Here is a 12754-nt window from a genome sequence, read left to right as displayed (position 1 = left end):
TTAGAAAAAATCCTCTGTATTTTCTTGACAAGCAGGCTCGAGTGTCAAAATTTTCATGCCTTCTCTGACTGCGGTGATGATCTGTTGGATTGCTTCTGATGATGTCGTTTGTCCTACGATAATTTCCATCGCTAAAGGCAAGTTCGTTCCTGTAACTAACACAACATTTCTTTTGGTAGTTAAGCGCATCGCGGAATTACACACGCTCCCTCCTGCGATATCACCTAGAATTACAGCCTCTGTATCATCGGTGATGAAGGCTTCGATTCGTTGAATGAGCTCATCAGGATGTCCACCAGGCATCAGTCCAAAAGAATACAAATTTTCCTGCGGTCCTATAATCATTTCCAGTGCTTTTTTTAATCCATGGGCAAATTCATTATGAGATATTAGAAAAAATTTCTTTTTCAAATTCGTCACTCCTTTGATAGTCTGTTCATTTATAATTAAGCAATTGGTGTGCCAACAATCTGTCGAAAACAAAAACTCCGAGCAGTTTTTACATAAACTGCTCGGAATAGATTGCTTATATTTTTAACCTGCAATACCTAAAATAGTAAATACTACAGCTAAAACAAAGATCGCAACTAATGCACGTACAGGACGATTATGTTTGCGCAAATAGGCAAAGCAAATCATGGTGATCGCTAACGGTAATAGTCCTGGCATAATCGAATCAAAAACATTTTGTAAATTGAAGGTTGTTCCCGATAATTTCGCCTCAAAGGTAGTTTTGAATGTGACAAATTGTGCCGTCATCGCTCCGGTCATAATTAAACCTAAGACTGCCGCACCTTTTGTAATGGCGGCGAAAGTACCTGACCGCATGGCCTCCGAAATGAAGGTACCGCCTGCTTTATAGCCAACCACCGTTGTAAACCAGCGAATCAACATATTTGGTACATTGACGATTAACAGAAATAAAATCGGCCCTAAGATATTTCCCTGCTCACTAAGACCTAAGGCGACTCCAGTTGCAATTACGCGTAAAACTGAGAGATAAATAGCATCACCGATCCCAGCTAGAGGTCCCATCAATGCAGTTTTTAATGCGGGAATCGCTGATGTATCAAAAAATTCTCCACGATCGACCAGCTCTTTATTTTCTTCTTCCATCGAAAGCGTCAGTGCTGAAATAAAGCCATTCATTGCCGGGGCCGTATTAAAGAAATCAAGGTGTCGACCCATCGCATCGTAAAATTCCTCTGTATCTTTTCCATATACTTTTTGTAAGAAAGGCGCCATCAACCACCCATAGGTAATTCCCTGCTGTTTTGTATAACTAGTACAAAACATTAGATACTGATTTCGCCAAAACATTTTTGATACGATTTTTCGCTCATCTTTATTTAGTTTCAACATTTCATTTTTAGTCATCGAAAAAGCCCTCACTTTCATCGTCAGCATCAACAACCGCATTATTCATAGCAGCTTTTACGTCTCTTTTATTGGCTTTTAATTCAGACATCACAACCAGAGCCGCAATAATAAATCCGACAAAGGCAATCTGAACTAAAGACAAAATACTGCTGGACTCTGTCGTAATAATGCCATCTTTTACTTCTGTGGCTTTTTGATAAAAGAAAAATGCGCCTAAAGCAAAGCCTAAGAAATAGTACGGTGCTAAAGACTTTTGCCATAACATTTTTAACAATAATGCCAGACCAATTGCTGGAAGCATCGTTGCCGCAACTGTCATAGAAGTTTGTACCCATGCAGGCAGCCACTCTACAAAAGCTTTCACCGCATCTGCACCAACTAAAATTACGATAAAGCCTAATAAGAAATAACAGAGCTCAAATCCCCAGAATTGAAGATGCCACAGCCGATTGAAGGCTTTATAATTGTGCTCACGGATATGTTTTTCAAAACGAGGCACCAGCGAAGTAACCACCATCTTCATTGAAGAATATAGCAAGGTCCCTAGCATAGAGATTGGAACGGCCAACGCAATAGCCACATTCAAATCAGAACCTACGATCATCGCAAAGGCAGCACCGAAGATCGATCCCAAAGTAATATCTGAAGGCATCACGCCGCCAAGACTAACATTTCCTAAAAAAATTAATTCTAATTGAGCACCCATAATGATTCCTTCGGTCGGATGTCCTAATAAAAGTCCTAATAAGGCCACAATAAAGATTGGACGAGACAGCTGCGTCGAACCCCACCAATCCACAAATTTAGCTAGAGCAACAACAAACCCAACAATTAAAGCATTTGCTAACATGTTTTTATCCCCCTATTAACGATTTCAGTGATTGAGGCGCATCGTCTGGTAACGGCTGGTAATTAAAATCATAGCCAAGAGCAAATACCTGCTTCACTACTTCCTTATCTTCTGGTGACAAATAAACGGTCTCGGTGATCTTTTCCTTATCTGACAATGAACCGCCAATCCGTCCGTAATTTGCCATATTTAACACTGGCTTTTGGTTTAACTTAGGCAACAGCGCCAACACATATTTTGGTTCATTTGTTACCACTAGGATATTCAACTTTTCTGAACGAGGATCGTTCAGAATACTTACAGCTTTTTCTAACGAGAGCACCGCAACCTTCACTCCTGCCGGTCCTGCCATCTTCAAGGCGCTGATCTGAATTTCATTTTTTGCGATAGAATCACTTACAACCACGATGCGGTTCACACTTAATTGCTTCGACCACTTCACTGCGACCTGTCCATGAACTAGACGGTCATCAATTCGAATCATAGAAATCATTTTTTATTCCTCCATTTCTTGTTTTTCATTTCACTTTATTATTAGCAAGTCCCATGCCAAATTTAGTCGAGCTTCCTGATTATTTCCAATTCTAACTGCTTTTTTTCGTTTAATTAAGCGTTTTCCTTATGTAACAAGGCTTTAAGCGAAAAGGCCTTGCATTTATTATTTGCCGTTCATTGCCGTTCCTGCAGCTTTTTGACGCATTTATATTCACAGTTCTTCTGTCGATAGAGAAGAAAATTTGTGTCGGCACAGAGATACTCTTTCTATTAAAAAACTGAACTCAAGAGTCTACTTTGAGTTCAGTTCAGTAAGAAAGGCTTCGCGAACTCGTTCAGCTCTTGAGTAATAAGACCAAAATATTTCTAAATTGCCCCTCAAATTTCGAAATATTTTTGCTTATTGCCGAAAAAGCTAGTTCGTGAAGCCAGACATGAATCTACCTGCTATAAAGCGACTTATTCATGCTAAAATCTCATACTTTTCTTATAGCTTATAAATAGCGCAGCAGCGCCTTTGCTACCCCTGCCTGGTCATTGGTTACTGTTACCTGATCCGCTACCGCTTTCACATGCTCTTGCGCATTTCCCATCGCAATCCCTCTGCCGCTTATTTGCAACAGCTCTATGTCATTTTCTTGGTCACCGATTGCAAGGGTCTCGCTTAACGGGATTCCTAATTTTTCGCATAGAAATTGCAGGGCGGTTCCTTTATTGACTCCTTGAGGAACGTATTCAATATAATGTGTATCCGAAAAAATAGTAGGCAGTCCCGCATTTTCCAGACGTTGCTTTAAGCTCAACAGCTTTTTCCGATTTCGATTCGTAAACGCTAGTTTCAAATAGTGATTACTGGAATCATCAATTTTTTCTTGCATTTCGTTCGCTGTGAAGCATCTCAGGTCAGCACGCTTCATCAGAAATTCTTGGACAAGCTCTTCTGGATCATCCATTACAACTCGATCACTGCCCAATTGATTGCTGGCGATAAAGGTGATCTTTTCCTCTTGTGCCAGGGCAAAAGCTTTTTTCACGTCTGATTGTTCTAGCTGAAAGCTGCGAAGCATTTTTACCCCTGCACTCGTTTTTTGCGCGATAAATGTGCCATTCAGGGCGAGGATAAAGCCCTCTAATTCCATTTGCTCCAGTATATCCACGGCTGAAACAACACTTCTCCCCGTCGCAAGAACCAGCTGAATGCCTTGTGCTTGTGCCTGCCTTAACGCTTGGGTATTTACCTCTAGTAACTGATGCTGGCTATTTAATAATGTTCCATCTAAATCAATTGCGGCTAATTTCATTTGATACCTCCTGCGTAAAACTTTTAACAATCAAAAATTATGTCATACAAATAATTCAACTCATATTCACTGATCTCAATATTGTAGGCAGATTCTAAAATCTCTAACGATTCTGACAGGATCATCAATTTGCGGTTCTGCGGACGTATCTCACCGCTATAATGTGTCACCTCTTGATTACGAATCAAACGCTCCACTAGGCCAGCAATATGAACATACAAAATAGCCTTTTTGCTATTGGTCAGGGTAAATTTTGCGTGCCGTTCAAAACGGTCGATCACTTCATCGATATAAGCGATGACACGTTTAACATCCAAAATCGTTACTGCCGAAATCAAGCGTTCAATGGACAGATTACGTACCAAATTATTATTGATCGTCTTTCTGATTTCCTCGTCTTTAATTTCAGCAAAAATTTTATCGATAATTTCCTGTCCATTACCCGAAATCAAATCTTCTAAAGCAACATAGGGAATTCCAGGTACACCTGGATCAGCTGTGCCGACAATTCCTTGGACTTCATATAGTTTGAATAAGGAATTCTCTTGTCCGTATTTTTTTAAATAGTGATAATCCACAGCCTCCACCTGAAAGCCTGTTTCCTTTGGAATACTTGACTGTAAAAATTCTTTTAACTGCTGTGCAGCACCTAGTCCCGTCTGGCAAACAGTAACGATCATCAGCTCTTTTTCCTTTAATGGATAGGTCATTTTATAGTCAAACGGCATGTTAGTAGAGATTTTTTCAGCGATTATTTCCAGATCTGTCTTTTTCTTTAGCATTTCTCCCACAAATAACGCTTGCTGCGTCGTCACATTATTCATAATCAATAATGGCCCAGATAATTGCTCCAAGCTGTCTGCCAAAAACATCAGCGAACCCATATCCACTAATATGACCAGCCCTTTTGAACAATCATTACTTTTAATATAATGATTCATATACTCCTTCACCTTTTCCAAAGAAACATTAAAGGGCATATCAAAGGCATCAAACAGGTGCTCATCCATAAAACGATTGACCACATCCGCGATACTGCTGGCGGTAGAAAAACCGTGTGCTAAAATAACTCCACGAATTTCTGGTTTTTTGACCTCTAAGTCTAGTCCTTTTAAATAGAAGGTCAGCAGGACTTTTTCAGAATCCGTTAGCGTTACATCTAATTTTGATTCGACTAATTCTAGCAGTGCGTTTAAAAGCTTGGATTCCATCAAAAGATTGATGGAAATAAATTCTTTGATCTCCTCTAGCTGCTTCTGGCTCAACTTGGGCACATCTAAAATGAAGCTACTTCTTTTATACAAATAGCTGGTTAACGCAACAATTGAATTGCCTCGCATTTTGATAAAAAAACTGGATTCTAGGAAATTCACTAATTCCTTTACCGTATTTCTAAGCAGCTTCAGCGTATTTTTTTCTTCATTGTCCTCATAGACCAGCATTTCAACAACCGTCGTCGCTTCTCTTGATAATTGTTGAACCAAGTAGTCCTCCGTCACTTCTTCTGCTTGATATTGTTGAAACAGCTTCTCAAATACCTTGAATATGCCATTAATCATGAGACTTTCAATCGTATCGGTATGAATAAAATCGGTAATCTTGCTATCCGGAGAAATTAACAGATCGCTATCCTCAATATTGTCGATTTCCTTTAAGGATAAGAAGCGAGACATCAAACTTTCTTCCAGAGACTCTGCACTGATCATTACTTGCGCTTGATTCGTTTGGCGGCCATAAGCGCCAGCACAAATGATCTTGATCAAATTTTTAAGTTCTCCAACATTGTCTCGATAATTCAAAGACATCAGACGATTCAAGACCCAAGGTGTCACGACAATCTCTTTGTTAAATTTGATACTCTCCTGAATCAAAAAGGTATAGATGTACTCTGAGATTTCTTGATTTGTTCGCTCCTGCAGTGAAGGAATATTGATGGTGATCGGAATTCTTCGGACAAAGGTTCGTAAAAAATTATCTTGAATATCCTCCGTCGTGGCAAAAATCAATCGTACCTTGGATTTACGGAGCTTATTGTTTTCTCCCATGCGAGAAAACGTTTGGTTATCAATAAAGGTGAACAGCTTTTCCTGACTTTCAGGCGATAGACGATGACACTCATCTAAAAATAGAACACCTTGATCTGCGGATTCCAGCAAACCGATCTGATTCTCTTCCGCACCTGTAAATGCTCCTTTTTTATAACCAAATAGAATACTGCTCAATAATTCTTCGTTATGATAATATTGCGCACAGTTCAATTCTAAATACGGTGCATCCTGCTCCACCAAACCTTGTTCGACACAAAATTCATAGGTTTTTTGCGCTAGCAGGCTTTTCCCAACTCCAGTATCGCCATGAAACATGATGGGCAGTCCGGTTCCTGGGTAGTATACAGAAGCCTTGATTTGGTCGATCACCATTTGTAGGCTAGAATGTGCGCCAATTACAGAGGAAAAAACTTCGCTATTTTTATTATCATTACTGCGTTTTTCCTCCAACAACTGTGTAAAACTATCATAGACAGTCAAATTAGGTTCAAAAAAACGTTGTTCAAAAACTGCTTTATGATAAAACAAGGCTGGACGGCTTTTCACTTTGATCGCTAAGCCTTCTTTGACAAACTCATTCAAATACTGGCTGGTCGTATTGCGTTGAATACCAACTATTTCAGAAATTCCTTCAGCTGTTAATTGGTCAGCTGCTGCAATTTTATCCACCATTTCTGTATTGGTGTGTAACAGCTCCAATACTTTTTTCTTTGACATCAAAACACATCCTAACATTTGTTAATGGACATATATGTTCTCTAAATTTAGTATAATCAATAATCATCGACACTTCTACACAAATTCTATTTTGTGTCGAAAACAGTGCAAAAAGGAGCAGCTCTCAACTGATCGAGGCCGCTCCAACTATTCTATTCTGGTTGTTTCCCGATATATGCTAATATGCCGCCATCCACATACAGAATATGCCCGTTAACAAAGTCAGAAGCTTGCGAAGCAAGAAAGACCGCTGGACCTGCTAAATCTTCAGTTTCTCCCCAACGTGCCGCAGGTGTTTTTGACACGATAAATTGATCGAAGGGGTGGCGAGATCCGTCAGCTTGACGTTCTCTTAAAGGAGCCGTTTGTGGTGTTGCGATATAACCAGGTCCAATTCCATTACATTGAATATTTGCTTCACCAAACTCTGAACAAATGTTTTTTGTCAGCATTTTCAACCCGCCTTTTGCTGCTGCGTAACCTGCAACAGTTTCCCGACCTAACTCACTCATCATTGAACAAATATTGATAATTTTCCCATGACCTTTCTTAATCATTGAAGGCAAAACAGCTTTCGACACAATAAATGGTGCATTCAAATCTACATCCACTACTTGACGGAAATCTTGCGCTGACATCTCCAACATTGGAATTCGTTTGATTATTCCTGCATTATTTACTAAGATATCAATAATACCAACTTCTGCCTCAATCTGTTTCACCATCTCGACAACAGCTTCCTCATTTGCCACATCACACACATAACCATGAGCTGTAATTCCCTCAGCTTGATAATTCTTGATTCCTTTGTCCACTGACTCTTGATCTAAATTATTGAAAACAATTGTTGCTCCTGCTGCTGCTAATGATTTTGCGATTTCAAAGCCGATACCATAAACAGCACCTGTTACTAAAGCAATTTTTCCATCTAAACGAAACATATCCATATCAAATTCCATTTTATTCCCTCATTTCTCTTTCTATTTCAACTCTTCCATTGCAACCATATCCATATCTGTATAAGTGATATTTTCACCACACATTGCCCAAATAAACGAGTAATTACTAGTTCCAATACCTGAATGAATCGACCAGCTTGGTGAAATAACTGCCTGTTCCTGATCCACAACTAAATGCTTCGTTTCATCAGGTTTTCCCATCATATGGAAAACGCGAGTATCTTCATTTGCATAATCAAAATATACATAGGCTTCCATCCGACGCTCATGCGTATGACAAGGCATCGTATTCCAAGCGCTTCCAGGCTCCAATATCGTATAGCCCATTTGCAATTGACAACTTTCACAAACATTTGGATGAATATACTGATAGATCTTTCGTTCATTCAAAGTATCCCCATTACCAGTTTCCATTGGTTGAATCTGATCAATACTAATCTTCACATTTGGGTATTTTTTATGAGCCGGTACACAACTAATATAAAATTTTGCAGGTTGCTCAGGGTCATCAGAAGAGAATATTACTTGTTTGGTTTCTTTTCCAATGTAGTAACCATCCTGTTTTTTCATAGATTCTTTTTTTCCATCAATCTCTATCGTTCCCGTTCCACCAATGTTAATGACGCCTAATTCGCGACGTTCTAAAAAGTAGTCAACTCCCAATTCAGAAGTTAGAACAATCTCTAATGCCTCAGTCGTTGGTGTGACACCACCAAAGATCATTCGATCATTGTGAGTATAGGTCAAAGTAATTTCCCCAGGCACAAAAACTTTCTCAACTAGAAATTCTCGACGCAATTCTTCTGTCGAATAGTGTTTGATATCCTCTGGACTGTGAGTATATCGTGTTTCAATCTTTTGCATTCTCATAACACTCCTTTTTTATCGTTCACTGATAATTAAGCAAATTCTGTGCCATTATCTGTCGAACTATTCTAAATCCACTAACAGCGCACATACCATGAGCTTTTGAGGAAATACTATTCGACACTTATTTAATTCTGTTTTATCGAAATCATTTGCTCCTCGATGCCACAGGCATACAATATATTGCCCATGCTAAAAGGAATTTCAACCTCTTTTTTGTCAAAATTATGGATAACAACTAATGCTTCGCCTTTGTTAAAACGGAAGACAATCTGACATCCATTCGGTTCACGATAAGAAAGAATTTCGTCGCGATAAATTTTCGTTCTTCCATGTTTGATTAAAATTTTGCATTGCTCATAAAAGTCTCGACAATTATTGATTACGTCCCATTGAATCTGAGTTAAATCATTAATATCTCCAGACAAACACATTCTTCCTAAAAAGGTACTAATCATTGAATAATACAGTCGGTGCACTGAATCCTGTTTTCCGATGATTGCCCAAATCAAACTCTGTCGAGGAAGCATAAGATGATGTAAGTTTGCAGCAATAATGGGTATACAAGTGGCTTCATGAGCATCAGAAAAGCTAGAAAGATCTGTCAACTGCATCATCGAGTATTACAAACGATGCCCACCTGAGGAACAGTTTTCAATGACTAAACTCGGTAGTTGTCTATGAATCTCTTGAATAAAACTTTGGCTGGCTTCTAATTGCTGCCGATTTTCTTCTCCAAAGGAAGCAGCGCCATCAAAACCAATCCCAAAATTTTCATTGTAATCAATTTTTAGATAGCCAATGTCGTGCTCCTTAAGAAAATCAATCACCTTCTCCTGCAAATAGCACTTCACCCACGGATCACGCATATTCCAAAAACGCCTGCTACCCACAGTTCGAGGAAAGCCATCTTTTGCTAGTAAATGATCAAAAATTTACTTGCGGTGGACTTACTACCAACCGTTTAAATTTCAAACCAAATGCCAGGAACCATATTGTTTTTCTTAATTTCTTCAATGACTGTTTTTAGACCGTTGGGAAACTGTTCGTGATTAAATTGCCAGTCTTCATGACTTTTTTCCCACCCGTGCTGATTTGCATACCAGCCCGCATCAATAACATAATATTGGATATTCTTACCTTTTAATGAATCCAAATTTTCCAAAACTGACGCTTCTGTAGGTCTACCCCGAGAAGTACAAAATTCATTGAACTGCACAGCAAGTTCGGTCTCATTAGGATGTCTTTTCTCTCTTAATGGTTCTTCTACTGCTTCTGTTAGTCATTGAGATGCTAGTTCTTCATTCCCCCGTGCGACTGTAATATAAGCTTTAGGCGAAGTAAATAATGTACCTGTAAGAACTGCCTTGACCCAATGCCCATAATCACGATCCGCTAGTCCTCCAGAAAGGCATAAATCTTCATCCAAACGATATGCTTCGATCTGCCATGAACCAGGATGAGCAAGACTCACTGACCAAGTAACATCCTTATTCTGATCATGAACGGCCACATAAGGAAACCATCCTCTCACTGGCATTGAGCCAACCTGTCCGTACTTTTCAAGCCCCACTCCCGATGGTTTCCAAGAGGGCTCTAGCTGTAACTTTTCGATCAGCTACGTTGTTTTACGTCCTTCAGAACTCCACTTGCTCTGATTTCTTACTCTTGTGCTTACTATCTGCGATCAATACTCTTCCGGTAACAACATCGTCTCATCAATCACCCACAGTTTTTTTATTTGGAAATTTGTTAAAGCCTCCGTTATTCGGCATTCGTGATAATCAATAAAGAAAGGTTCTTCCTGCCGATGGATAATCGTGATCGTCCCCCTCTGATCATCTCGATTGAACTCGAATATCTGTAGGTAGTCTAACTGAACATCCGCTTGTTTCACCTTCTCATCAATCAATTGAAAACAACGTTGCTGCATTTCCTTTGGTACTTGTTCATACACTCCCCTCGTGATGTAACGATTTCCTTGTGTATCAAACATTTTTTACTTCCTCCTTTAGACAAAAAATAGCCCAATCACCGATACAGATGATTGAGCTGCATTATTATAATATATCTTTATAATAGAGGTTAAATCACAATAGACTACCTAAAACGTAAGTAACTTTCTTCATTTTAAAAGTAATCAGCGTGAAGTCCCTAACAATCCTCTACCTGTTTTTTCATCAGTAATCAACACATTAATCAACTGTCCTGTTAAAGCTGCGTTGATTCCGCTTATCTTCTCATTTCCTCCTGAAACACCAATACGACAGGGAATCCTTTTTAGTTTATCTAAGTCAATTGATACTACTCGGTCATTCCAAGCACATTTAGCTACCTTTCCTGAATGGTCAATAAAATTGTAACAAATATCCCCGGAAATCTTTTCTTCTGAATAGGCTGGATCGTTGTGGATTTTTTCTGACAAATAGGCGTTAGTCAAGGTGGAATAGATTGGCGTTCCACCGATTCCAACGAGTGCTACATTTGCCTTTTCAGCTTCATCAAGAACCTTTTTTATGAACGACTGTTTCATTAATATTTTTTTTGCTTCACTATCGTTCAATGTGATCGGAGCATGCAGCTCTGTCGAACGTCCACCCGATTTGAAAGCCAGCAATTCACACACACGATTGGATTGGATCGTAAGGTGTTCTGTGCCCAAGCCTCCAACCAATGGTATGAATTTGACGTTTGGTAATTGGTGTTGCTTAGAATAGTTTTCAGCTGCTTCATAAACAGTAGTTCCTGAAGAGACAGCAACGATATCCGTTGGCTTTAAAATCCTCGACAAATATCTAGCTGCAGCGATCCCCAGCACCTTTACTTGTGTACTATGATCCGTCGATTCCACACAGACTGCTTCATCTAAGCTGTATTTTTCTTTTATTTGTTCTTCTAACTCTCTAAATGGGCCAGCGTATTGATCATTTATTGTGAACTCAATGATTCCTTCATTTCTAGCCTTGGCTAAAAATTTTGATACTAATGATCGGCTAATGTTCTTTTTTTTAGCGATTTCTTCTTGCGTTCTTCTCTGTTCATAATACAATGAGGCTATTTCTACTAGTAGCCTTTTATCATCAGATAGGGCCATTTGTTTCCCTCCTATTCGTGCTAAAAAGCCTTTATATTTCTGTATTTATTACTCACTTAACCCTAGCCTTTCGATCCAGTAAATACTCCGCTAATACATCCGTCAATGTGATACAGTTAATTATTTTGGAAGCAATTGTTGTATACAAAACTTCCATCTTTTCATCCTCAAAACAAATAGCGCAAACTTTATCTATCTTCCGAATATCCTCTAAATTGATTCCAATAACATTTTCGTTGATTCGACAGCTCACTTCGTTTCCTTCAACATCAAAAAAGCGCGAGTTCACATCACCGATAACATGGGCTTCTGACAAATCAGCGATATCCTTTTGGCCAATATACCCTATTTCAGTCATTGTATTGCTTTTCGAAAATGGGGAGGCGATACCTACTATAGCAAAATCAACGTTTTTCCCATCTTCCAGTACATCTTTGACCGTTGCGTTTTCAACTAGTCTTTCCCTCATATCTTTACTATCAACTAATGCTGGAACGTATAAGTACTTACATTTTGCCCGCATTTTTCTAGATAAATCGTGGGCAATCTGATTTGAGTGAACCTCCACTTTATCAGACCCCATCCCACCAATTAAAGGAATGATCGTTGAATCAGGCTGATTCACATAAGGATATTCATCTACTAACCGTCGTAAAACTCGCCCCCAAGATACTCCGATGCTATGAGCTTTCGCAATATCCTTTCGAAAAGTAGCAATGGCTGTTTGAACAATTAATTTTTCAATTTCCTGTTTTTCTAAATAGCTAGTATCCAATACAGCCACTCGTTTGAGACCAAAAGCCTTTTGTAAGCGTAACTCCAACTGAACTGAGTACGCGCTGGAACTGTTAATATTGATATCAACGATTCCTTTGTCTCGGGCATCAACTAAGTATTTTGAAACCAATTGCCTAGAGATGCCTAGTTGCTTCGCGATATCCGATTGCTTCATCTCTTCTTTGTAATACATCGTTGCCACTCTGACTAAGTCACGATCAGACAAAATATCCTCCATATAATAACCTCCTACAAAAAAAACTCCC

General features: G+C 39.1%; 15 protein-coding genes. All 15 read right to left on the bottom strand.

The genetic code is table 11. The features are described 5' to 3' along the window. Positions 1-420, bottom strand: coding sequence for a PTS sugar transporter subunit IIA (locus NRIC_RS12850; protein WP_146623106.1), 420 nt, complete (start codon positions 418-420; stop codon positions 1-3). A gap of 114 nt (positions 421-534) precedes the next feature. Beyond that, on the bottom strand, positions 535-1377 hold the full coding sequence (locus NRIC_RS12845) for a PTS system mannose/fructose/sorbose family transporter subunit IID (protein WP_146623105.1): 843 nt from the start codon (positions 1375-1377) through the stop codon (positions 535-537). Continuing rightward, positions 1370-2230 carry a PTS mannose/fructose/sorbose/N-acetylgalactosamine transporter subunit IIC gene (locus tag NRIC_RS12840; RefSeq protein ID WP_146623104.1) on the bottom strand — a complete coding sequence of 287 codons (861 nt, stop codon included), beginning with the start codon at positions 2228-2230 and terminating at the stop codon, positions 1370-1372. Before NRIC_RS12840 ends, NRIC_RS12845 begins: the two co-directional genes overlap by 8 nt. 4 nt (positions 2231-2234) lie before the next feature. Further along, complete coding sequence (locus tag NRIC_RS12835; protein WP_146623103.1) at positions 2235-2723, bottom strand: PTS sugar transporter subunit IIB; 489 nt, start codon at positions 2721-2723, stop codon at positions 2235-2237. Positions 2724-3219: 496 nt separating this feature from the next. After that, entirely contained in the window at positions 3220-4026 is an 807-nt protein-coding gene (locus NRIC_RS12830) for an HAD family hydrolase (protein ID WP_146623102.1), read from the bottom strand. Positions 4027-4049: 23 nt separating this feature from the next. After that, positions 4050-6791, bottom strand: a complete 2742-nt coding sequence (locus NRIC_RS12825; RefSeq protein ID WP_175580090.1) for a sigma 54-interacting transcriptional regulator — start codon at positions 6789-6791, stop codon at positions 4050-4052. 152 nt (positions 6792-6943) lie between these two features. Beyond that, positions 6944-7750 (bottom strand): gluconate 5-dehydrogenase, encoded by an 807-nt coding sequence (locus NRIC_RS12820; RefSeq protein WP_146623100.1) that lies wholly within the window; start codon positions 7748-7750, stop codon positions 6944-6946. A gap of 21 nt (positions 7751-7771) precedes the next feature. Then, positions 7772-8614, bottom strand: coding sequence for a 5-dehydro-4-deoxy-D-glucuronate isomerase (gene kduI, locus NRIC_RS12815; RefSeq protein ID WP_175580089.1), 843 nt, complete (start codon positions 8612-8614; stop codon positions 7772-7774). A 131-nt stretch (positions 8615-8745) separates the two neighbouring features. Further along, complete coding sequence (locus NRIC_RS12810; protein ID WP_146623099.1) at positions 8746-9045, bottom strand: hypothetical protein; 300 nt, start codon at positions 9043-9045, stop codon at positions 8746-8748. A gap of 195 nt (positions 9046-9240) precedes the next feature. Further along, on the bottom strand, positions 9241-9486 hold the full coding sequence (locus tag NRIC_RS19725) for an alpha-amylase family protein (protein WP_146623098.1): 246 nt from the start codon (positions 9484-9486) through the stop codon (positions 9241-9243). A gap of 95 nt (positions 9487-9581) precedes the next feature. Continuing rightward, a complete protein-coding gene (locus NRIC_RS19720; protein ID WP_175580088.1) occupies positions 9582-9782 on the bottom strand; it encodes an alpha-galactosidase in 201 nt (66 codons plus the stop codon). Between the two features lie 117 nt (positions 9783-9899). Then, entirely contained in the window at positions 9900-10157 is a 258-nt protein-coding gene (locus NRIC_RS12795) for a hypothetical protein (protein WP_146623096.1), read from the bottom strand. A gap of 147 nt (positions 10158-10304) precedes the next feature. Further along, positions 10305-10613, bottom strand: coding sequence for a DUF960 family protein (locus NRIC_RS12790; protein WP_146623095.1), 309 nt, complete (start codon positions 10611-10613; stop codon positions 10305-10307). Positions 10614-10757: 144 nt separating this feature from the next. Continuing rightward, a complete protein-coding gene (locus NRIC_RS12785) occupies positions 10758-11711 on the bottom strand; it encodes a sugar-binding transcriptional regulator (RefSeq protein WP_146623094.1) in 954 nt (317 codons plus the stop codon). 52 nt (positions 11712-11763) lie between these two features. Beyond that, on the bottom strand, positions 11764-12726 hold the full coding sequence (locus tag NRIC_RS12780; RefSeq protein WP_146623093.1) for a sugar-binding transcriptional regulator: 963 nt from the start codon (positions 12724-12726) through the stop codon (positions 11764-11766). Positions 12727-12754 lie beyond the last annotated feature (28 nt).

The sequence above is a fragment of the Enterococcus florum genome (genome assembly GCF_004309355.1).
Classification (GTDB): Bacteria; Bacillota; Bacilli; order Lactobacillales; family Enterococcaceae; genus Enterococcus_A; species Enterococcus_A florum.
The sequence above is the reverse complement of the archived record's forward strand: the minus strand, read 5'-3'. Positions and strand labels throughout refer to the sequence as shown.

Coding starts and splice junctions, on each gene's coding strand:
- NRIC_RS12845 (WP_146623105.1), bottom strand. CDS start 1,377: ATGACTAAAAATGAAATGTTGAAACTAAATAAAGATGAGCGAAAAATC.
- NRIC_RS12840 (WP_146623104.1), bottom strand. CDS start 2,230: ATGTTAGCAAATGCTTTAATTGTTGGGTTTGTTGTTGCTCTAGCTAAA.
- NRIC_RS12835 (WP_146623103.1), bottom strand. CDS start 2,723: ATGATTTCTATGATTCGAATTGATGACCGTCTAGTTCATGGACAGGTC.
- NRIC_RS12830 (WP_146623102.1), bottom strand. CDS start 4,026: ATGAAATTAGCCGCAATTGATTTAGATGGAACATTATTAAATAGCCAG.
- NRIC_RS12825 (WP_175580090.1), bottom strand. CDS start 6,791: ATGTCAAAGAAAAAAGTATTGGAGCTGTTACACACCAATACAGAAATG.
- NRIC_RS12820 (WP_146623100.1), bottom strand. CDS start 7,750: ATGGAATTTGATATGGATATGTTTCGTTTAGATGGAAAAATTGCTTTA.
- kduI (WP_175580089.1), bottom strand. CDS start 8,614: ATGCAAAAGATTGAAACACGATATACTCACAGTCCAGAGGATATCAAA.
- NRIC_RS19725 (WP_146623098.1), bottom strand. CDS start 9,486: ATGCGTGATCCGTGGGTGAAGTGCTATTTGCAGGAGAAGGTGATTGAT.
- NRIC_RS12795 (WP_146623096.1), bottom strand. CDS start 10,157: ATGCCAGTGAGAGGATGGTTTCCTTATGTGGCCGTTCATGATCAGAAT.
- NRIC_RS12790 (WP_146623095.1), bottom strand. CDS start 10,613: ATGTTTGATACACAAGGAAATCGTTACATCACGAGGGGAGTGTATGAA.
- NRIC_RS12785 (WP_146623094.1), bottom strand. CDS start 11,711: ATGGCCCTATCTGATGATAAAAGGCTACTAGTAGAAATAGCCTCATTG.
- NRIC_RS12780 (WP_146623093.1), bottom strand. CDS start 12,726: ATGGAGGATATTTTGTCTGATCGTGACTTAGTCAGAGTGGCAACGATG.